The 20,068-nt window shown below is 74.7% G+C and carries 18 protein-coding genes, 1 tRNA gene and 1 pseudogene; 11 read left to right on the forward strand and 9 right to left on the reverse strand.

The genetic code is table 11. From position 1 onward, the window contains the following. Window positions 1-1,608, reverse strand: coding sequence for a dynamin family protein (locus ABZY20_RS18175; RefSeq protein ID WP_356442524.1), 1,608 nt, complete (start codon window positions 1,606-1,608; stop codon window positions 1-3). 321 nt (window positions 1,609-1,929) lie between these two features. Between ABZY20_RS18175 and ABZY20_RS18180 the strand changes: the two genes are divergently transcribed. The 3 genes from ABZY20_RS18180 (at window position 1,930) to ABZY20_RS18190 (ending at window position 3,758) form a co-directional block, all read left to right on the forward strand. Next, window positions 1,930-2,005, forward strand: a tRNA-Arg gene (locus tag ABZY20_RS18180). A gap of 199 nt (window positions 2,006-2,204) precedes the next feature. After that, window positions 2,205-3,164, forward strand: a complete 960-nt coding sequence (locus ABZY20_RS18185) for a D-2-hydroxyacid dehydrogenase family protein (protein WP_356442525.1) — start codon at window positions 2,205-2,207, stop codon at window positions 3,162-3,164. A 240-nt stretch (window positions 3,165-3,404) separates the two neighbouring features. Further along, window positions 3,405-3,758: a chaplin gene (locus tag ABZY20_RS18190; RefSeq protein WP_356442526.1), complete on the forward strand. Its 354-nt coding sequence runs from the start codon at window positions 3,405-3,407 to the stop codon at window positions 3,756-3,758. A 76-nt stretch (window positions 3,759-3,834) separates the two neighbouring features. On the opposite strand, the gene ABZY20_RS18195 is transcribed toward ABZY20_RS18190, so the two are convergent. From ABZY20_RS18195 to ABZY20_RS18225, 7 genes and pseudogenes are all read right to left on the reverse strand, one after another. After that, window positions 3,835-4,701 carry a tyrosinase family protein gene (locus ABZY20_RS18195; protein WP_356442527.1) on the reverse strand — a complete coding sequence of 289 codons (867 nt, stop codon included), beginning with the start codon at window positions 4,699-4,701 and terminating at the stop codon, window positions 3,835-3,837. Next, complete coding sequence (locus ABZY20_RS18200) at window positions 4,685-5,191, reverse strand: tyrosinase family oxidase copper chaperone (protein ID WP_356442528.1); 507 nt, start codon at window positions 5,189-5,191, stop codon at window positions 4,685-4,687. The genes ABZY20_RS18195 and ABZY20_RS18200 overlap by 17 nt, the downstream gene beginning before the upstream one ends. Before the next feature lie 116 nt (window positions 5,192-5,307). After that, a pseudogene (locus ABZY20_RS18205) lies at window positions 5,308-5,765 on the reverse strand (hypothetical protein). Between the two features lie 159 nt (window positions 5,766-5,924). Then, complete coding sequence (locus tag ABZY20_RS18210; RefSeq protein WP_356442529.1) at window positions 5,925-6,530, reverse strand: vitamin K epoxide reductase family protein; 606 nt, start codon at window positions 6,528-6,530, stop codon at window positions 5,925-5,927. Further along, window positions 6,527-6,811 carry a hypothetical protein gene (locus ABZY20_RS18215; RefSeq protein ID WP_356442530.1) on the reverse strand — a complete coding sequence of 95 codons (285 nt, stop codon included), beginning with the start codon at window positions 6,809-6,811 and terminating at the stop codon, window positions 6,527-6,529. The genes ABZY20_RS18210 and ABZY20_RS18215 overlap by 4 nt, the downstream gene beginning before the upstream one ends. 178 nt (window positions 6,812-6,989) lie before the next feature. Continuing rightward, window positions 6,990-7,742 carry a hypothetical protein gene (locus ABZY20_RS18220; protein WP_356442531.1) on the reverse strand — a complete coding sequence of 251 codons (753 nt, stop codon included), beginning with the start codon at window positions 7,740-7,742 and terminating at the stop codon, window positions 6,990-6,992. A 246-nt stretch (window positions 7,743-7,988) separates the two neighbouring features. Beyond that, a complete protein-coding gene (locus ABZY20_RS18225; protein WP_356442532.1) occupies window positions 7,989-8,228 on the reverse strand; it encodes a chaplin in 240 nt (79 codons plus the stop codon). A 479-nt stretch (window positions 8,229-8,707) separates the two neighbouring features. Between ABZY20_RS18225 and ABZY20_RS18230 the strand changes: the two genes are divergently transcribed. The 8 genes from ABZY20_RS18230 (at window position 8,708) to ABZY20_RS18265 (ending at window position 18,616) form a co-directional block, all read left to right on the forward strand. Next, window positions 8,708-9,871: a glycosyltransferase family 4 protein gene (locus tag ABZY20_RS18230; protein WP_356442533.1), complete on the forward strand. Its 1,164-nt coding sequence runs from the start codon at window positions 8,708-8,710 to the stop codon at window positions 9,869-9,871. Further along, the gene (locus tag ABZY20_RS18235) at window positions 9,868-11,295 is read left to right on the forward strand and encodes an exopolysaccharide biosynthesis polyprenyl glycosylphosphotransferase (RefSeq protein WP_356442534.1); all 1,428 of its coding nucleotides are present in this window, start codon (window positions 9,868-9,870) and stop codon (window positions 11,293-11,295) included. Before ABZY20_RS18230 ends, ABZY20_RS18235 begins: the two co-directional genes overlap by 4 nt. Before the next feature lie 7 nt (window positions 11,296-11,302). Next, window positions 11,303-12,646 carry an O-antigen ligase family protein gene (locus tag ABZY20_RS18240; RefSeq protein ID WP_356442535.1) on the forward strand — a complete coding sequence of 448 codons (1,344 nt, stop codon included), beginning with the start codon at window positions 11,303-11,305 and terminating at the stop codon, window positions 12,644-12,646. 575 nt (window positions 12,647-13,221) lie between these two features. Next, window positions 13,222-14,970 (forward strand): lipid II flippase MurJ, encoded by a 1,749-nt coding sequence (locus tag ABZY20_RS18245; RefSeq protein WP_356442556.1) that lies wholly within the window; start codon window positions 13,222-13,224, stop codon window positions 14,968-14,970. Then, complete coding sequence (locus ABZY20_RS18250) at window positions 14,954-15,718, forward strand: polysaccharide deacetylase family protein (protein ID WP_356442536.1); 765 nt, start codon at window positions 14,954-14,956, stop codon at window positions 15,716-15,718. Before ABZY20_RS18245 ends, ABZY20_RS18250 begins: the two co-directional genes overlap by 17 nt. Further along, window positions 15,715-16,863 (forward strand): glycosyltransferase, encoded by a 1,149-nt coding sequence (locus ABZY20_RS18255; protein WP_356442537.1) that lies wholly within the window; start codon window positions 15,715-15,717, stop codon window positions 16,861-16,863. Before ABZY20_RS18250 ends, ABZY20_RS18255 begins: the two co-directional genes overlap by 4 nt. Next, entirely contained in the window at window positions 16,860-17,510 is a 651-nt protein-coding gene (locus ABZY20_RS18260; RefSeq protein WP_356442538.1) for a lipopolysaccharide biosynthesis protein, read from the forward strand. The genes ABZY20_RS18255 and ABZY20_RS18260 overlap by 4 nt, the downstream gene beginning before the upstream one ends. Next, the gene (locus tag ABZY20_RS18265; protein WP_356442539.1) at window positions 17,507-18,616 is read left to right on the forward strand and encodes a GNAT family N-acetyltransferase; all 1,110 of its coding nucleotides are present in this window, start codon (window positions 17,507-17,509) and stop codon (window positions 18,614-18,616) included. Before ABZY20_RS18260 ends, ABZY20_RS18265 begins: the two co-directional genes overlap by 4 nt. Window positions 18,617-18,653: 37 nt before the next feature. Here ABZY20_RS18265 and ABZY20_RS18270 read toward each other — a convergent pair whose 3' ends face one another. Continuing rightward, window positions 18,654-20,006: a glycosyl hydrolase gene (locus ABZY20_RS18270; RefSeq protein ID WP_356442540.1), complete on the reverse strand. Its 1,353-nt coding sequence runs from the start codon at window positions 20,004-20,006 to the stop codon at window positions 18,654-18,656. Window positions 20,007-20,068: the final 62 nt, after the last annotated feature.

The raw sequence follows: 20,068 nt of genomic DNA on the forward strand, positions 1-20,068 counted from the left end.
TCACCTCTCCTTCTGCAGTACGGACAGCGCGGCGATGAGTTCGGCCTGCGGTTCGGGATGGACGTCGAGTGCGTCCAGGGGGGCGAGCCTGCGTTCGCGTTCGGCGTGCAGGACGCGGTCCACGTGCGCGGTGAGCAGCCGTCCGGCCCGGTCGCGCAGCCGCAGCGCGCCGTGGGCGCCGATCCGCTCGGCGAGCCCCTCCCCGGCCGTCCGCCCGCGGCGGCCGCCGAGCAGGGAGGTGGCGACCAGGGCGGCGACCAGCTCGGGGTCGGGTGCGAGGTTCCGGTCGAGTTCGCGGACCTCGTCCTCGGCGTGTTCCTCCAGCTCGCGCCGCCAGCGCCGTACGGCGATGCCGATCCGGTGTTCGGCGCTGTCCGCGGCGGGCTCGCGCGCCGTGAGCTCCGGCGCGGACGCCGCCGGTTCGCGCCGCCAGGCGTCGTCGACGCGCTCGTCGGCGGCGGTGACGGCACACAGCAGCAGGGTGCTCAGACTCTCCACGAGCGCGTCGAGGAGTTCACCGGCGGTGCAGTCCAGGGGGAAGGCGCGCCAGCGTTTGAGGGCGTCCCCGGCGAGCACGGCCCCGGCCTGCAACCGGCCCCGCACGCGCGCGTGCTCGCTGTCGTAGGCGCTCTCGACGGCGGTGGTGAGCCGCAGGGCGGCGGCGTACTGGGCTGCCGCGGCGCCGGCCAGCTCGGGCATCCGGGACTTGAGGGAGTCGAGGACGCCGTACGCCGTTCGGGCGAGGACCTGCTGCCGGGCTGCCGGGTCCTGCGCCTGGTGGACGAGCCAGGTGCGCAGCTGCGCGACGGCACTGGCGGGCAGGAGTCCCCCGCCCCAGGCGGACTCGGGGAGTTCGGGCACGGTGAACCGCGGCACGTGACCGAGCCCGGCCTTGGTGAGCAGGGCCCCGTACTGCCAGGACACCTCGTTGACGACCTGATGGGGCACGCGGTCCAGCACGGTCACGAGGGTGACGTCGTACTCCTTGGCGGTGCGCAGCATGTGCCAGGGCACGGCGTCGGCGTAGCGGGCGGCGGTGGTGACCATCACCCAGATGTCGGCGGCGCAGATGAGTTCGGCGGCCAGGACGCGGTTGTCGGCGACCAGGGAGTCGATGTCGGGCGCGTCGAGGAGGGCGAGGCCGGGGGGCAGCGTCTCGGTGGTCTCGACGCGGAGCACGCGCGCCGGGTTCTCTCCGGGGAGCAGCAGGTCGTCGGCGGAGTCCTGCTGGGGGACCCAGACGCGGGTGAGGTCGGGCAGCACCCTCATGCCGCTGAACCAGTGCTGGTCCTCCGGATGGCAGACCAGCACGGGCGTCCGTGTCGTCGGCCGCAGCACGCCCGCCTCACTGACCCGCCGCCCCACGAGGGAGTTCACCAGGGTGGACTTCCCGGCGCCCGTGGAACCTCCCACGACGGCCAGAAGCGGCGCTTCGGGATCCCGCAGGCGGGGCACCAAGTAGTCGTCGAGCTGCGCGAGCAGTTCGTCGCGGTTGGCACGCGCGCGTGGGGCCCCCGCCAGGGGCAGCGGGAAGCGTGCGGCGGCGACACGGTCGCGCAGGGCGGAGAGTGCGTCGAGCAGCTGAGGCCGTACGTCCAAGGTCACCACATGTGAAGAATGCCCAATTTTAGGGGAATTCTGAAGCATATGAGCATGTCTGCGCGCCGACGGAACAGAAGGGACGGAAGGGGCGACTGGGACACGGGCACAGTCCAGGCATAACGAGTGCACAACACCCGATGCGACAGACCCCAAAAGCGATGCACGATTCGTACCTGCCTGCGATTATCAGGACCGCTTCACTGAACCTCCACATCGAGCCACGGAGGCGAAGCAACAGGGGCAAGGATGCGGGAGCCCTATCCTTGTCCCCGGCAACGTCACGGAACGGCCCACACCAGGGCACCACGACAGAGGCCACCACACCCGGCCCCCGTAGCTCAGTGGATAGAGCAGGCGCCTTCTAAGCGCTTGGCCGCAGGTTCGAGTCCTGCCGGGGGCGCCACCTCCTGCCAGACCAAGAACGCCCCGGAGGGGACCCCCTCCAGGGCGTTTCGCGTTCCCGCCCCCTCCCCCGCCTTCGGCCCTGCCCTCGGCCGACCCACCCCCAGCCAGGTCACCGGCCGGAGGCCCTTCCCGCAACCCCCACCCGCACGCGATCATGAGCATGACCCGGGGACCCCGTGCCGTGAGAGAGGTGTGACGTGCGGCTGCGCTGTGCTGTGCTGGACGACTTCCAGAAGGTCGCGACCGAGGTCGCCGACTGGTCGGTGGTCGCGGAGGACGTCGACGTCGTGTCGTTCGACACGCACCTCGACGATGAGGACGCCCTCGCTGCCGCCCTGGCCGACTTCGACATCGTGGTGACCCTGCGCGAACGCGTGCCCTTCCCCGGGTCCCTGATCGCCCGGCTGCCCCGGCTGAAGCTGCTCGTCGCCTCCGGCATGCGCAACACCGTCATCGACTACGCCGCCGCCGAGGCCCACGGCGTCACGGTGTGCGGTACGGCCAGTTCGGCCACGCCGCCCGTCGAAATGACCTGGGCCCTGCTGCTCGGCCTCGCCCGCGGGATCGTCGAGGAGAGCACGGCCCTGCGCTCGGGCGGCCCCTGGCAGAGCACGGTCGGTGCCGATCTGCACGGTCGCCGCCTCGGGCTCCTCGGGCTGGGGAAGATCGGCAGCCGGGTCGCCCAGGTCGGCCTCGCCTTCGGCATGCGGGTCAGCGCCTGGAGCCAGAACCTCACCCGGGAGCGCGCCGACGAGGTCGGAGTGGAACTCGCCGCGTCCAAGGAGGTACTGCTCGCCGACAGCGACTTCGTGTCCGTGCACCTGGTGCTCGGCGACCGCACCCGCGGGCTGCTCGGCCGCGCCGAACTCGCCCTCCTCAAACCGACCGCCTACCTGATCAACACCTCGCGCGCGGCCATCGTCGACCAGGACGCCCTCCTCGACGCCCTGCACGCCGGGCGTATCGCCGGGGCCGGCGTCGACGTGTTCGACGTCGAGCCCCTCCCCGCCGGCCACCCGATGCGCACGGCCCCGCGTCTCCTCGCCACTCCCCACCTCGGGTACGTCTCCCGCGCCAACTACGCGACGTACTACGGGCACGCCGTGGAGGACATCCGCGCCTTCCTCGACGGCGCACCCGTACGACGCCTTCCCTGACGATCAGTCCGCCCGCGCGCCCACACACGCATCTCGCTCTCTCCGACGCCCCGTCCGCCCGCCCGCCAGCCTTCCCCCGACCCCGTCCATCCCGCCCGACTCCCCCGGACGGCTCTATCCGGCTCTTCAGGACGGGTGATCCGGCCATGGTCGCCGTGACCCCCCATGGGACGGCGCGTTGAACGGGGAGTGCGGCGGCGCCCCCTGCCGTCGTGCTCATCCAGTCAGAAGGAGAACGTGATGTCTCGCATCGCGAAGGCGGCCGGTGTCGCGCTCGGCACGGGTGCCGTGGTGCTCGGCGGAGCCGGTCTGGCCATGGCCGACGCGGGCGCCCAGGCTGCGGCCGTCGGGTCGCCGGGTGTCCTGTCGGGCAACGTCATCCAGGTGCCGGTCCACATCCCGGTCAACGTGTGCGGCAACACCGTCAACCTGATCGGTCTGCTCAACCCGGCGTTCGGCAACGAGTGCGAAAACAAGTCCGAGCACCACAAGGGGCACCACAAGGGGCACCACAAGGGGCACCACAAGGGCGACCCGCGTCACGGTCACCACGGTGGCGGTCACCACGCGGGTGGCCACGGCTACGGCCGCTGATCGTCCGCACCCCGTGCACCCACCGGAGAGCCCCGGCACCTCGAGCGCCGGGGCTCTCCGCATGCTCGGGGAGGAATCAGGCGTACCGGTAGATCCTGCTGTGGTCCTCCAGTTGCTGCGGCGTCACGTTCCACGGCGGCAGCTTCTCGTGGCGTGCCACGATCCGCCGGTGCTGTGCGCTGCCCGGCCCGGGCGGCTTCGCCGGGAGGTAGCGGTGCTCGCGGTGGCGCCGCTGCCAGCGGTCCCACACCAGGTCGATGAAGGCGTGGTGCATCCAGAAGACCGGGTCGTTGACGGAGGCGCCGCCGACCATGGCCCCGCCGACCCAGCGGTGCACCCGGTTGTGGTTGAGCCAGGAGGCGCTGCCCCGCCCGCTCCCCCAGCCCTCCAGCTTGTTGCGGAAGCCCTTGCGGGCCGTCGAGTCCCAGGGGGAGGCGTCGTAGAGCGGGTCCTTGAGGGCCCGTTCCAGATCGGTCCTGGTGGGGAGCTGGATCGGGTCGCGGGCGCGGCCGAGGTCGCGGGTGAGGAACTCCTCGTCGGTCACGCCGTGCTTGATGGTCCAGTTGCCCTCCGCGTAGGCGAACGGCCCGGTCATCACCTGGCGGTCGGAACGCCGCCCGGTGCCGCCGAGCAGGTCGGCGGTCCACGGTGTGGACGTGGCCGAACGGTTGCGGGTCCAGTCCCAGTACGGCACGGACACCGAGGAGTCGACCCGGCGCAGCGCCTTCTCCAGGTCCAGCAGGAACTGCCGGTGCCAGGGCAGGAAGGAGGGCGCCATGTGGGCGGTGCGCAGGCCGTCCTCGCCGTCGGCGGTGTAGTACTCGATGTGGATGCGCACGAACTCGTCGTACTCGCCGCGCCGTTTGACCTCCAGCATCGCCTTCACGAAGCGGCGCCTCTCGCTGCGCGTCAGGGTGCTGACGTCCTTACGCGTGTACGCCATGCGGGCCCTCCTCCGGGTCCGCGCCCGGGCCGCGGTGGGGCAGGTCGCGCAGGTGCCGGCCGGGGCCGAGTTCGTCGACGGCCGCGCGGGTCGCCGCCAGGGGGGTGGGGTAGGAGCGGTAGTGGTCGACCATGCTCAGCCAGCTGCCGTCGGCGCGGCGCATCAGGTGCAGCGGCCGGCCGTCGACGGTGACGTGCCACTCGACGTCCCCGAGGGTCCGGTCCGGGGCCGGGACCGGGATGCCGCGGATGCGGCGGCCCCGGTACGTCTCCTCGAACATGCCGTCCCCGGCCCGCACGTCCGTGTTCTTGTCCCCGGACTGCTCCTCCGACCGGGTGGACACGACGACGGGAACGGTCGCGGCGCCGAGTGCGGCGACCACCAGCCCGCGCATCACGCCCCGCCGCGTGCGCCGCGTCCGCCGCGCGTCACGGTCCTCCGCCGGCCGGTGCTCGGCACCCACCGGTACTCCGCCTGCCCCTACGACCATCCTGTGCTCCTCATTCCGCTCGGGCTGTCACTGCGGTAACCGCGCGAAGGACCCCGCGGTCACCACCGCAAGGGCCACACGAGAACGCCCCGTACGTCCGGCGTACGGTCCGCCGCCTACAGGCGGGGGCCGACGCCCAGGGCCGCCGCCGCCGGCACCGTCTGCACCACGGGGGTGAGCACACCGGCCTGCGGGAGCTTCGCCTGGGGCAGGCCGAAGCCGCCGGCGTGGGGCGAGGTGAGCGGAGCGTCGACGGAGAGGCCCGGCGCCAGCGTGCGCAGGTCGGAGGCGGGCGCGTCGACGCCAAGGTGGTCGGAGCCGGTGCCGAGGAGGTGCGGCAGGGGCGCCCGAGCGTCCGCGCCGGGCAGTCCGCCGTGCACCGGCAGCTGCGGCACGGCCCGCTCCGGAAGCAGCCGGCCCTCGACGTAGCGGGGCCCCTCGGGAGCGCCCGGCAGCGGCACGGGCAGCTCCCCCTTGACCTCGGGCAGTTCGACGTCGAGGCCTTCTCGGCGCCGGCCGCGGCCGCCACACACGTGATCACTGCGGCGAGGGTTCCTCGGGTGGTCGGCTTCATCAGGGGTACGGTCCCTTTCGCGTGTGGGGGGGCTCAGCGTGTGCTCAGCGTGCGTCCCGAGTAACGAGCCGGGGAGCCGCACCAGCGCACAATTCCCCCGGCTGCCGCAGCAGTACGACGGACCGCCCGGCCGGACGCGGGTGCCCGTCAGCGTGTCCGTCAGCTCGTCCAGAAGTCCCACCAGCGCGTCAGGACGAGCATGCCGACGACGCCGAGGTGCAGCACCGGCGGCACCCAGGTGAACTCGTCGAGGAAGCGCCGCACCGGGCCGGGCGCGGGCAGGAGGCGGTGGCGTACGGCGAACGACGTGACGTACCAGAACAGGGGGATCGTCGCGGCCCACGCCAGAGCGCACCACAGGCACAGCGCGTTGATCCGGTACAGCGACTCGAACTGCAGCCAGGACACGAACCCGACGCCGAACAGGCAGCCGGCCGCGAAGGTCAGCCAGTACCAGCGGGGGAAGCGGGCGCCGGCCAGCAGGCTCGTGCCGACGCAGACGACGATGCCGTAAGCGACCAGTCCCAGCATCGGGTTGGGGAACCCGAAGGCCTCGGCCTGGTCGCTCTCCAGGACGCTACCGCAGGAGACCACCGGGTTGAGGCTGCACCCGGGAGTGAAGTCCGGGTCCTGCAGCAGCTTGAACTTGTCGAGGGTGATGATCCAGGACGCCAGCAGTCCGGCCGCCCCCGTGACGACGACCAGCAGGGCGAACGCCCGTCCGGCGCCCGCCGTGCGCGGTGCGTCGCGGCCGGGTGGGGTCACTTCGGCAGCGGCAGCCCGCCGAGGAGCCCGCCGTTGCGGTTCAGGTCGGTGGTCGTCCGCTTGACGGTGCTGAGGACGGAGTCCTCGTTCTCGGTGTCGAGGGCGTTCGACTGGTGCTTGAGCGGGCTCGGGTCGATGGGCTCGCGGGTGAGCGAGTTGAAGGCGCCGTTGAGGCTGGTGGGGGTGACGTGCGAGGGGTCGTAGTCGGCGTGGGCGGGGGCGGCGGCACCGGCGACGACGAGGGAACCGGCAATGACGGCGGCGGCCTTCAGCGACTTCATCGTGGTCCTTTCCTGGGCGACTGCTCCGTCACCCTGTGGGGGGAATGTCCGACGCCGTGCCTAACGATGGCCCGCCGGGGCGGAAACCCCGTCACCCGAACCTCATATGAGTCGCTGAACGGATGTCGTGCCGGTCCGGGCGGACCGGCACGACACCGGAAGGACGGACGGCCGGGTCTCAGGGCGCCTTCGGCAGGGAGGGCAGTCCGGCCAGGTCGGGGGCGGGCAGCTTGCTGCCGATCAGCGTCGCGGCGACGGTGTTGACCAGGCCGGACACCACCGCGTTGACGGCCGGGGCGACCCGGGCGGCGTCGCCGGAGGTGACGGCCTTGAACAGATCGCCGGTGGCGGCCTCCAGGGCGGTGAGCGCCTCGGTCGCGAGCCCTTCCGGCACGTCGGACGGCTCGGTCCGGTCCTCGACGGGCGCGGGCAGGGTGCTGGCCTGCGGCAGGGGCTCGGCGGGGGTGGTGGTGCCGGGGGTGGTGACGCCCGGGGTGGTGACGCCCGGGGTGGTGACGCCCGGGGTGGTGGTGCTCGGGGTGGTGACGCCCGGGGTGGTGACGCCCGGGGTGGTGGTGCCGGGGGTGGCCACGGCCGGCGGAGCCACCGGGGACGTCTTCGTCGCCTGGTCGATGGCGTCCTCCACCAGCGTGCTCAGCTTCGCCGCCTGGGAGGGGGGCAGTTGGCCGTCGTCCGCCTTGAGCACGGCGGTCAGCAGGTCGGCGACCGGGGTGATCACCCCGCCGAGGCCGCCGAGGCTCTCGACCTGGCCGAGCAGTGCGTCCGCGTCGGGGACGGGAGCCCGGGACGCGGCGTGCGCGCGCTCCGGGGCCGAGGCGGTGTCGGCGGCCACGGCCGCGGGCCCGGCGGCCCCGAGCAGCAGCGTGGCGCAGAGCGCGGGGGTCGCGATTCGCCGTGCGGGCAGACGCATGGGGGGTCCTTTCCTGGTGCTGCGGATCTTGAACCCACCGTGCGAGTGGCCGGTACACTCCGCAACCGAGCGAACGCACCAGGTCAGGCCCGCGTCCGCGGCCCGGTGGCGTCCCCCCTGGTGGGGCGGCGTGCGCGCGGCGGCCCGCCGGGCCGCCGCGCCGCCCCCGTTCGGGGCAACGCGAACCGGCCGCCCTCCCGCGGTGTGCCACGAGGAAGGGCGGCCGGTTCCGGAGACGGAACGACGTCAGTCGTTCACGCACTTGTTGCCGAACGCCGGGTTCAGCAGGCCGGGGGTGTTGACCGTGTTGCCGCAGACGTTGGTCTGCTCGTGCAGCGGAAGCTGGATGACGTTGCCGGACAGCACGCCCGGGGAGTGGGCGGCGACGGCCTGCGCGCCGCTGTCGGCGGCGGCGATGCCGGTGCTGCCCGCGATGGCGGCAGCTGCAGCGGAGGTCAGGACCAGGCCCTTCGCGATACGCGACATGGAGAGGTGCTCCTTGGGGGTTGACACAAACATCCGGGCGGATGCCCGGCGCTGTGTCAACGCGTGGCGTGCGCGCGGGTTGTGCCGCCAAAGGAGTGATCTCCCGGGGGGAGCGCCTTCACCATTCCGACACACGCGCCCGCTTTATCCCGAACAGTCCGTTTGGTGACTACTGTTGCCCACCTCCCGACGCACTCCGACAGCAAGCACATCGCACTCTTGACGGCCCTCTGACACGTCTCCGAAAGGCCGTGCCGGCCATGCGCGACCCGCATTCGCCTCGTTCGCCCTTTCGATCCGCCACCCAGGGGAGACCACGGTCCGCGAAGTCCTGCGGTGCGGTGGTGACCAGGTGGCCGTCCGGCTCGTTGCCCGGCGGGGCACGGCGTGCGCCGGAGCGCATCCCGGTACGCCGGCACCCGGCAATGAGGCGCGTTCCCGCCGTCCCGAGCGCCGTTCGTGAGCGAGGAAGAGCGCGCATGCACCTGTCTCCGACCGACCCCCCGCCTCGGGTCCTGCACGTGACCCAGCCCGTGGACGGCGGGGTCGCCCGCGTCGTGACGGACCTGGCCCGGGCGCAGCTCGCCACCGGCCTGCGCGTCACGGTCGCCTGCCCCGACAGCCCCCTGTCGGCCCGGCTCACGGCCCTCGGCGCGGACGTACGGCTCTGGGCGGCGACGCGTGCGCCGGGGCCGTCCCTCGTGGCCGAGGTACGGCGGCTGGCCCGGGTCGTGGAGGACGTACGGCCCGACCTGCTGCACGCGCACAGCGCGAAGGCCGGGCTGGCCGGGCGGCTGGCGGTGCGGGGGCGCGTCCCCACGGTGGTGCAGCCGCACGCCTGGTCGTTCGAGGCGGTCGGCGGGACGACCGCGGCGCTCGCCCGCGGCTGGGAGCGGTGGGGTGCCCGCTGGGCCGCACGGGTGGTCTGCGTGAGCGAGGCGGAACGCCTGCTCGGCGCGCGGGCGGGGGTCCGGGGGCGGTGGAGCGTGGTGCCCAACGGGATCGACGTCGACCGCTTCCGCCCGGCCGCCGCGGACACCGTACGGGCGGCGCTGCTGCCGGATGTCGGGCCGCGGGTGCCGCTGGTGGTGTGCGTGGGGCGGCTGTGCCGGCAGAAGGGGCAGGACGTCCTGCTGACGGCGTGGGAGTCCGTGCTGCGCCGGGTGCCCGGGGCGCGGCTGGTGCTGGTCGGCGACGGCCCGGACCACGGCCGGCTGCGGGCCCTCGCAGCTCCGTCCGTGCTGTTCGCGGGTGACGTCGCCGATGTCGTGCCCTGGTACCAGGCGGCCGATCTGGTCGTGCTGCCCTCGCGCTGGGAGGGCATGGCCCTGGCGCCGCTGGAGGCCATGGCGTGCGGGCGGCCGGTGGTGGTGACGGACGTGGGCGGGGCCCGGGAGAGCCTGCCGCCCGCCCTCGTACCGCACTGCCTGGTGCCCGCTCTCGCTCCCGCGGCCCTGGCCGGGGCCGTGGCAAGGCTGCTGCCGGACGAGCCGCTGCGCGCGTCGCTCGGCGAGCGGGGGCGCCGGCACGTCCTGTCCACGCACGACGTGCGCCGCACGGCCCAGGCGGTCGCCGACGTGTACCGCGAACTCCTGGACGCGCGCGCCGTGTCCACCGAGCACAGGGAGTCAGTCCACTCGTGACCGCGGAAAGCACCGTTCCCCCTCCCTCCGGGCAGACCCGGGACCTCGGATCCCCGCCCCTGGCCCTCCTGCCGCCGCGCGGCGACGCGGCCGGCTTCCGTCTGCCCTCCCGGCGGCTCCAGGCCCGGCCCGCCTCGCCGCTGCCGCTGCTCGCCGCGGACGGCGCCGCCGCCGTGCTGGGCGCGCTGGCGCTCACCGGCGGGCAGCGCCACCCGCTGCTGCCGGCGGTGCTGGTGGCCGCCTCACTGCTGCTGCGCCCGCACCGGGTGGCGCGCGTGCCGGCCCTGCTGGACGAACTGCCCTCCGTGTGCGGCCGGATCGGCGTGGCCTGGCTGGTGCTCGCGGCGTTCACGGCGGCCTGCTCCCCGCAGCACGCGCTGCCGGTCGGGACCCTCGTCACCGGCGTCCTGCTCCAGACCGCGGTGAGCTGCGCCGGGCGGGGCGCGGTGCACGCCTGCCGGCGGGCCGGGTTGCTGCGCCGGCCGCGGGCGGCGCTGGTGGTCGGCCCGGCCGCCACCGCGCAGCGGGTGGCCGCGGCGGTGCTGCGGCACCCCCGCTACGGGGTGCGGCCGGTGGGCGTCGTCGCCGACGAGCCCGACGGCACCGACGGGCTGCCCGTGCTGACCACGGGCGAGGAGGTGCAGCGGGCGCTCATCCAGAACGGGGTGCGCGAGGTGCTGACGGTGCACCCCTCCGTGCGGGCCGCGCAGGGGCCGCTGCTGCGGGCGCTGGCCGAGTCGGGCTGCACGGTGTGGGAGATCGACCCCGACGCGCCGTCGTACCGCTCGAAGGACCGGCTCGCCGGGTTCTCCTGCCGCCGTCTGGACCTCGGGACCGGGCGGCCGCGCGGCGGTGCGGGCAAGCGGGCGCTGGACGTGCTGGTGTCGGGCGCGCTGCTGCTCCTGGTCAGCCCGCTGCTGCTGCTGTGCGCGGTGGGGCTGCGCGTCAGCGGCGGGCCGGGCGTGGTGTTCCGGCAGGAACGGATCGGCAAGGACGGGCGGCCCTTCACCCTGCTGAAGTTCCGCACGCACCGCCCCGCCGACGAGCACGAGTCGGCGACCCGCTGGAGCGTGGCGGACGAGCGCCGGATGCCGTGGTTCTGCCGCTTCCTGCGCCGCACCTCCCTGGACGAGCTGCTGCAGCTGTGGAACGTCCTGCGCGGCGACATGAGCCTGGTCGGGCCGCGGCCCGAACGCCCCTACTTCGTGACCCAGTTCGGCCAGGCCTACCCCGGCTACGCCGCCCGCCACCGGGTCCGCGTCGGCATCACGGGCCTGTCCCAGGTGAGCGGGCTGCGCGGCGACACCTCGATCGAGGACCGGGCCCGGTTCGACAACGCCTACATCGACGACTGGTCGCTGTGGCAGGACGTCTGCCTGCTGCTGCGTACGGCGGCCGCGCTCGTGCGTCCGACGGGGAGCTGAGGCGCGGATGAACCGGCTCGGGGCGCACGCGCCCGTCCTGCCGCTGCTGGCCGTCGTCGTCCTGCTCGCCCTGCCCCTGGGGCCGGGGGGCGAGGGCGGCGCGGGTCCCGCCGACGCGGTGTCCGCGCTGGTGGTGCTGTTCTGCGCGGTCCTCCTGGTACGGGACCGGCGGCGTCCGCTGTCCCGAACGGCGGCCCTGGTGCTGGGACTTCCAGTGCTGGGTGTCGCCGTCGCCGCCATGGGCGCGGTGTCGCCCGGCGCGGGCCTCACCGGTCTGGGCCGCTACCTCCAGGTCTTCGTGCTGGTCCCGGCCGCGGTGCTGCTGCTGGTCCGGGACCGGGGCGACTTCCGGCTGCTGGCCTGGTCGTTCGTGGGGCTGGCGGTGTGGCAGGGGGCCGTCGGCGTGCACCAGTACGTGACCCGGACCGGTGCCTCGTACCAGGGGCGGCCGGTGCGGGCCGTCGGCACGTTCGGGGCGCAGGACGTGATGGGGATGGCGACCGTGGTCTCGCTCGGGCTGGTGTGCGCGGTGGGTCTCGCGCTCGGCACCGCACCCGTGCGGCACCGGCTCATCGCCCTGGCCGGCGCGCTGGTGCTGCTGCCGCCGCTCGCGTTGTCCTTCAGCCGCGGGGCGTGGATCGCCACGGCGGTGGCGTGCGGGGCGCAGTTGCTGCTGTCGGGGCTGCGGCGTGCGCTGACGGCCGGGGCGGTGGTGGCCGCGGCGAGCGTGATCCTGGTGGGCGGCTTCGGGGTCGGTACGGCGATGCTCCAGGAGCGGATCAGCAGCATCACGCGGGTCGCGGACGCGCCCGACCAGTCGGTGACCGACCGGTACACGATGTGGGCGGCGGCGACCGGCATGTGGCGCGAGCACCCGGTGTCCGGCGTGGGCCTGAAGGGCTTCCCCGAACACCGGGACTCGCACGCCTCGCTGGCCCTGTCGGCGGGCAGCGACACGGCGGGCGCGGGCGCGGCCTTCCGCAGGCAGCCGCTGCTGTCCCCGCACAACATGTACCTGCTGGTCCTGGCCGAGCAGGGGCTGATCGGCCTGCTGGCCCTGGCGGGCAGCTGGCTGGTCCTGCTGCTGTGCGCGGTGCGGGCCCTGTGGCGGACCCGGCGGTCGGGCGGGCCCGGGCTCGACTGCGGCCTGGCCGCGTGCGGGCTGCTCGTCTGGCAGCTGACGGACTTCGCGTACGCCGACATCGGCGGCCCGTCGACGGTCCTGACGGCGCTGTGCTTCGGTCTGGCGGCGTGGTGGGGCCTGACCGCCGGAAGCGGCCTGACGCCCGCCGTACGTCCCCCCGCCGCTCCGGCCCCCCGGCACGTGGCGCAGGAGGCTCCGGCGCGATGACGGTGACACACGGACAGACGGGCCGGGGCGGCGAGCCGGTCGCCCCCCGCCCTTCGCAGACTCCTCAGGTACCGCCCGCGCCCAGGGCGGCGGCCGAGGGCCCGGCCGTTCCGCGGCCCTCACCCCCGAGCGAGCACCAGTCGGTACCACGGCCCCCGGCCGGCAGTGAGAAACCGCTGGTTCCCGCGCCTTCGGCCACGAACAAGCCCCCGGCGGCGCCACGGCCCGACGGCGCACACCCGACGGCGCCACGACCCGACGGTGAGCCCTCGGCCGTCCCCGGACCCCCGGCCGGCAGTGAAAACCCGGCGGCTCCCCGGCCTTCGGCCACCAACGCGCACCCGGCGATGCCACGACCCGACGGTGAGCCCTCGGTCGGCAGCGAGAACCCGCTGGTTCCCCGGCCTTCGGCCACGAACGCGCACCCGGCGGCGCCACAGCCCGACGGCGCGCACCCGGCAGCGCCATGGCCCGACGGCGCGCACCCGACGGCCCCACGGTCCAACGGTGAGCCCCCGGCCGCCCCCGGCCCCCCGGCCCCCGGCGAACACCCGCCGGTGCCGCCGCCCGCGGCCATGGACGAGGGCCGGGCCCTCTCGGGGGCCCCGGGCGAAGGTCAGGGCCGGGCCCTCTCAGGAACTTCGGCCAGGAACGGAAGCGACGCCATCTCACACACCTCCGCGGGCACCGGAGGGGCCTCCACCGCTGCCCGGGCCGCGTCCGAGGCCCCCACCGACACCGGCGTCTCCTCCGCCGAGGCGCCCGTGACCCGCGGGTTCCTCGCCCGGGCCACCCTCGTCACGGCCGCGCTCTCCGCCGCCGGTGCCCTGCTGGGGCTGGTGCGGGACCAGTCGCTGGCCCGGATGTTCGGGGCGGGGAGCGAGACGGACGCGTTCCTCGTGGCGTGGACGGTGCCGGAGTTCGCCGCCACCCTGCTCATCGAGGACGGACTGGCCATCGCGCTGATCCCGGCGTTCAGCCTGGCCCTGGCCCGGCGGGCGCAGGGCGCCGCCGGGGACCCGGTCAGGGCGCTGGTCGCCGGTACGCTGCCCCGGCTGTCGCTCGCCTTCGCCGCCGTCGCCGCGCTCCTGGCCGCCGTCGCCCCGCAGCTCGTGCGGGTCCTGGCCCCGGGCCTGCCCGACCCCGCGCTCGCCGTCGACTGCACCCGGCTCACCGCGACCTGCGTCCTGACCTTCGGACTCGCCGGGTACTGCAGCGCGGCCCTGCGGGCGCACCGCAGGTTCCTGGCCCCGGCGGCGATCTACGTCGTCTACAACGCCGGCATCATCACCGCCGTGCTCGTGCTCGGCGGGCGGTGGGGCGTGCGCGCTGCGGCGGCCGGGGTGGCGATCGGCGGCTGTCTGATGGTGCTGGCGCAACTGCCGGTGCTGTGGCGGGAGTTGCGGGCGCGGGCGGTGACCGGTCCCAGCGGGCTGGACGGCGGCGGCCGTCCCATGGGGGTGGCGCTGCTCGCCGCCGTCCTGCTGTTCGCGCTGTGCCGGCAGTCCCAGGTGCTGATCGAGCGGTACCTCGGCTCCGGCCTGCCCTCCGGTGCCATCTCGCACCTGAACTACGCCCAGAAGATCTCGCAGATCCCCATGACGCTGTCGCTGATGCTGTGCACGGTCACCTTCCCGGTGGTGGCCCGCGCCCTGGCCGACGGCGACACCGAGCGCGCCCGCGACCGCGTGGAGCGCGACCTCGCGCTGGCCGCGTGCCTGGTGCTGGCCGGTGCGTCGTTCGTCGTGGCCTGCGCCCCGCAGATCGTCGAAGTGCTGTTCCAGCGGGGCGCGTTCACCGGCGAGGACACGGCGGCCACGGTGCGGGTGATGCGCGTGTACGCCCTCGGGCTGCTCGCGCACACCCTGGTCGGCGCCCTCATCCGCTCCTACTTCTCGGCGGGGCGCGTCACCTGGTACCCGCTCGGCGCGATGGCCGCGGGACTCGCCGTCACCGCCGTGGCGGGCGTGTGCGCGGTGGGCCCCTGGGGCGTCATGGGCATCGCCGCCGCCAACGCCGCCGGCATCACCGTCACCGCCGCGCTGCTGCTGGCCGGCATGGGTCCGCGCAGCATCCCGATCCGCACCCGCAGGGTCTCGGCCGACCTGGCCAGACCGCTGGGCGCTGCGGTGCCGGCGACGCTCGCGGGCACCTGGGCGGCGAGCACCTGCGACGCCCCCGTGCCCGCGCTGGCCGCGGGCTTCCTCGCCGTCGCCGCCGTCTTCCTCCCACTCGGCCGTGTCCTGGGCGACCAGGGCTGCGTGGCCGCGCTGAAGTTGCTCCGTTCCGTCTCACGAAGGCTCCTTCATGGCCGCTCCCGTTGACATCCCGGACACCACACCCCGCGCCACCGGTCCCCGACCGGTCCTCTTCGTGGCGATGTACCACTCCGTCGGCGACCCCACGGACGACCCCTACCGCATCACGGTCACGCCCGAGCGGCTGGACCAGCAGCTCGGCCGGCTGCGGCGGCGCGGGCTGCGCGGTGTGTCCATGGCCGACCTGCTCGCCGCCCGGGCCCGCGGCGAGGGCCGGGGCCTGTTCGGGCTCACCTTCGACGACGGCTACGCCGACTTCCTCTCCGAGGCCCTGCCCGTGCTGCGCCGCCACGGCTGCGGCGCCACCCTGTTCGTGCTGCCGGGCCGGCTCGGCGGCGACAACGCCTGGGACCCGCGGGGCCCGCGCAAGCCGCTGCTGACCGCCGCCGGCGTCCGGCGCGCCGCGGCCGAGGGCATCGAGATCGGCTCGCACGGCCTGACCCACGTCGACCTGACCCAGGCCGACGACGTGACGCTGACGTCGGAGGTCGAGGGCAGCAGGACCGTGCTCGCGGAGCTGACCGGCACACCGCCGGCCGGCTTCTGCTACCCGTACGGCACGATCGACCGGCGGGCCGTCGACGCCGTACGGGACGCCGGCTACGCCTACGGCTGCGCGATCGACCCGGGCCCGCTCGGCGGCCCGCACGCCCTGCCGCGGGTGCACATCGACCAGCGCGACACGCCCGCGCGGCTGTCCCTGAAGTACCGGCTGCACCGGCTGCGCCGCCGACCCGTCCAGGAGCCGCGGTGAGGGTCCTGCACATCATCACCGGGCTCGGCGTGGGCGGGGCCGAGCAGCAACTGCGGCTGCTGCTGCGGCACCTGCCCGTCGACTGCGACGTGGTGACGCTGACCAACCCGGGCCCGGTGGCGGACGGGCTGCGCGCCGACGGGGTGCGCGTCCACCACCTCGGCATGGCCGGCAACCGCGACCTGGGCGCGCTGCCGCGGCTGGTGCGGGTGATCCGCGCGGGCGGCTACCAGCTCGTCCACACCCACCTGTACCGCGCCTGCCTCTACGGCCGGATCGCCGCGCGCCTCGCGGGAGTCCGGGCGGTGGTCGCCACCGAGCACTCGCTGGGCGACTCGCAGATGGAGGGCCGCCCACTGAACGCCGGGGTCCGCGCGCTGTACCTGGCGGGCGAGCGCCTGGGCCGCACGACGGTCGCCGTCTCCCCCACGGTCGCCGAGCGGCTGAGGCACTGGGGCGTGCCCGGACCGCGCATCGAGGTCGTGCCCAACGGCATCGACCTGGCCCGCTTCCGCTTCGACGCGGCCCGCCGCCGGGAGACGCGGCGCCGGCTCGGCCTGCCGGACGGCGCGTTCGTCGTCGGAGCCGTCGGTCGTCTCGCGCCGGGCAAACGCTTCGGCGTCCTGATCCGGGCGCTGGCACAACTGCCCGACGACCACCGGCTGCTGCTGGTGGGCGGCGGCCCTGAGGAGGCCGTGCTGCGGCGCACCGCCCGGGCGGCCGGGGTCGCGGAGCGGGTGCTGTTCACCGGCGAGCGGCCCTGCGTCCCGGACGGCTCGCCCGGCCCCGACCTGCCGTCGCTGACAGCCGCCATGGACGTCCTCGCCTCGCCGTCCCCGGAGGAGGCCTTCGGCCTGGCGATCGTGGAGGCCCTGGCGTCCGGCCTGCCGGTGCTCTACGCCTCCTGCCCGGCCCTGGAGGACCTGCCCCCGTCGGCGGCGCCCGCCGCCCGGCGGGTCACCGGCGGCCCCGACGCCTACGCCCGCGCCCTGACGGACGTGCGGCGGCGGGTCCCGGAGCAGCGCTCCGCACCCGAGGCCGCCCGCCACTACTGCATCACCCGCAGCGCAGCCCGGCTCATGGACGTCTACGCCGCGGTCACCCGCCCCCTATCCCCCACACTCCAGGGAGCCCCCACCTCATGAGCGACACCCCCGCACGGCGCCACCGCCAGGTCACCTCACTCGCCAGATCCCTGCCCCCCTGGTCCCTGCTCGCCGCCGGGGCCGTCGCCGGCGGGCTGCTCGGCGGCGCGTACGGCCTGGTGAAAACCCCGGCGTACACGGCCACCAGTTACGTGGTGGCCGTACCGACGGAGAAGTCCGACACGGCCACCGCCCTCGGATTCGCCCAGGCCTACGGGCGGGTCGCCACGCAGCTCGCGGTGCTCGGGGACGCGCAGGTGTGGGCCGGCGTGCCCGTGGAGACGCTGCGGGAGAGCGTGCGGACGGCGACCTCTCCGGACGCGCCGATGGTCGCGGTCACGGCGACCTCCTCCCGCCCGGACCTCGCCGCCGACATGGCCAACTCCGTGGCCCGGGCGCTGACCCGGCACGCGGGTGACTCCGAGAAGTCCACGCACGTCGAGCTCCAGCAGTTCGCCCGTGCGGTGGCACCGGCGGAGCCGTCATCGGCGTCCGCCGGGGTGACGGGGCTGGTCGGCGCGAGCGCGGGCGGGCTGCTGGGCGGGCTGGTGGTGCTGGTCCGGCCGCGGCGGGCCGACGGCTCCGCCGGACCGCCCGCGGCCGTGCCCGGCCCGGCCGTCGCCGCCTACGCGCACCGGCAGCTGTGACGTACGCCGCCGAACTGGTCACCGACGAGCGGGCCTTCGCCGGGCTCGCCGCGGACTGGGACCGGCTGCACCGGCGTTGCGCGTCCGCGACCCCGTTCCAGAGCCACGCCTGGCTGCACTCGTGGTGGCAGTCCTACGGCAGACGCGGCAGGCTGCGGCTGGTGCTGGTGCGGCACCTCGGTGACCTGGTCGCGGCGGCCCCGCTCACCCTCGTACGGTGGCCGCTGCCGGTGCTGGTGCCGCTCGGCGGGGCGATCTCCGACTACGGGGACGTGCTGGTGGACGACGAGCACGGCGAGGCGGCGCTGGCCGCGCTGACCGGCGCGCTGTCGGCCGCCGCCCGCACCGCCCTGATCGACCTGCGCGAGGTGCGGCCCGGTGGCGCGGCCGAGCGGGTCCACGACCGCTGGCCAGGGCCGCGGGGCCGGGTGGACGACTCGGCGTGCCTGGAGCTGCCGGCCGGCCCCATCGACGAGTTGATCGCCCGGCTGCCGTCGAAGAGCCAGCAGCGGCTGCGTGCGAAGCTGCGCAAGCTGGACACCCTCGGCGTGCAGCGCCGGATGGTCGACCCCGGTGAGGTGGAACCGGCGCTGCTGCGGCTGCTGGAGCTGCACCGGATGCAGTGGCGGGGGCGCAAGGTGACGTCGGAGCATCTGCGGACGCGGTTCCGGGAGCATCTGGTGCGGTCGGTCGGGCCGATGGTGCGTTCCGGGGACGCGGTGGTGACCGAGTTCCGGCTCGACGGCGAGGTGGTGGCCGTGGACGTGACGCTGATGTCGCCGCTGCTCGCGGGCGGCTACCTGTACGGCGCGCATCCGCGTCTGCGGGAGCGGAAGGCGGACGTGGCGGCCATGCTCCTCGACGCGGCCGCCACCCACACCAAGGACGGCACGCCCGGCACGCTGAGCCTGCTGCGCGGCAACGAGCCGTACAAGCACCACTGGCGCCCGCGGACGGTGGTGAACCAGCGGCTGCTGCTGGCCCGGCGACGGACGGCGCCCCTGCTGTCGGCGGCGCTGTGGGACGCGGCCGCGCGCCGGCGGGGCAAGCAGCTGCTGCAGCGCCTCGGGGAGCGCGGGGATCGCGGCAGCGGCAGCAGGCCCTGACCGGGCCGGCCGCCGCCGGTGCTTCGTCCGTGCCCTGCTACCGCGCGTTGCGAGACCACCAGTCCAGGCGCAGGCAGAGCTTTCCGCCGGCCCAGTACTTGGCCCAGTCGCCGAGGTTGAGCGGGGAGCAGTTCGCCGGGCGTGCCGGTGTGGGCGCGGGCGGCTGCGGCGTGGGGGGCGCCGGTGCCGACGGCCGGGCCGGGGCGGCGGAGACCGGGGCGGCGGAAGCCGGGGCGGCGGAGGCCGGGGCGGCGGCGCCGTCGCGGCCGAAGAGGAGGGTCCGGTAGACCTCGGACGCCCGGGGGTTGCCGTCGCACTGCCACACGCCGTGCGGGCAGTAGTCCGTCAGCGTCTGGTACAGCGGCTTGTGCTCGTCCATCCAGGCGAGCATGCGCCGCATGTACTCCGCGTTGTCGCCGTTGCGGAACAGTCCCCATTCGGGGAAGGAGATGGGCTTGCCGTGGGCTCTGGCGAACTCCACGTGGTGCTCGAGCCCGTAGGGCTCCTTCATCTGTTCGTCGAACGACATCCCTTCCGGCTGGTCGTAGGCGTCCATGCCGATGATGTCGACCGTGTCGTCGCCGGGGTAGCACTGCGTCCAGGGCACGGCGTCCCGGCCGCGGCTCGGGGTGAAGTCGAACCGGAACTTCTGCCCGGGCACCGCACGCATGGTGGTGACGATCCGGTTCCAGTACCGCTTCCACGCCTCGGGATCGGGTCCGCAGCGGTGGGTGTAGGTGACGCCGTTCATCTCCCAGCCGAGCACGAGGACGGTGTCCGGCACCTCCAGCTCGACGAGCCGCTCGGCGAGCTTGCGGAAGTGGTGGTCGAACCGGCCCTCGGCGCCCTCGCGCAGCAGCCGGCGCACCTCCGGGTCCGGGACGCCCTCCTCGTTGCGCTCCATCATGGGCACGTTGAGGACGAGCAGCCGGTCGGCGCGCTCGCGGCGCCAGTTGGCCCAGACGTCGAGGAAGCCGGGGAGGCCCTCGATGTTGCTCCAGCGGTCGCCCGGCAGGTACGTGTGTGCGACGCGCAGGTCGGCGCCGCCGAGCCAGGCGCTGAACTCGGCCATGCGGGTCACGCCGCGGGGGCCGAAGTCGAGGTAGGCGCCGAAGGCCGTCTGCTGCTGCGCGGGTCGGGCGGGCGAAGTGGAGGAGGGTGCCGGGGCCGGTGTGACTGCCGGGGCCCCCAGGACTGCCGGGGCCGGTGCGCCCGCCGGGTCCACCGGAACTGCCTGGGCCGCCGGCGTGACCGCGGGGGCCGGTGGCCCGGCGGGCCGCGCCGCTCCCGCGGCAACCGTGTGACCGGAGATGAGGGCCGCCGAGGCGGCGACCACCACCGCGACGAGTGCCAGCCTCCTGGACCGTGCGCGTCGCCTCTGTGTGGTCATGGCCGTCCCTTTCGTCACCTCTCCGCTTATTGACACCCAGTCATATGAAGCGCATTCACGCC

It is taken from the genome of Streptomyces sp. NPDC006624 (genome assembly GCF_040611555.1).
Classification (GTDB): Bacteria; Actinomycetota; Actinomycetes; order Streptomycetales; family Streptomycetaceae; genus Streptomyces.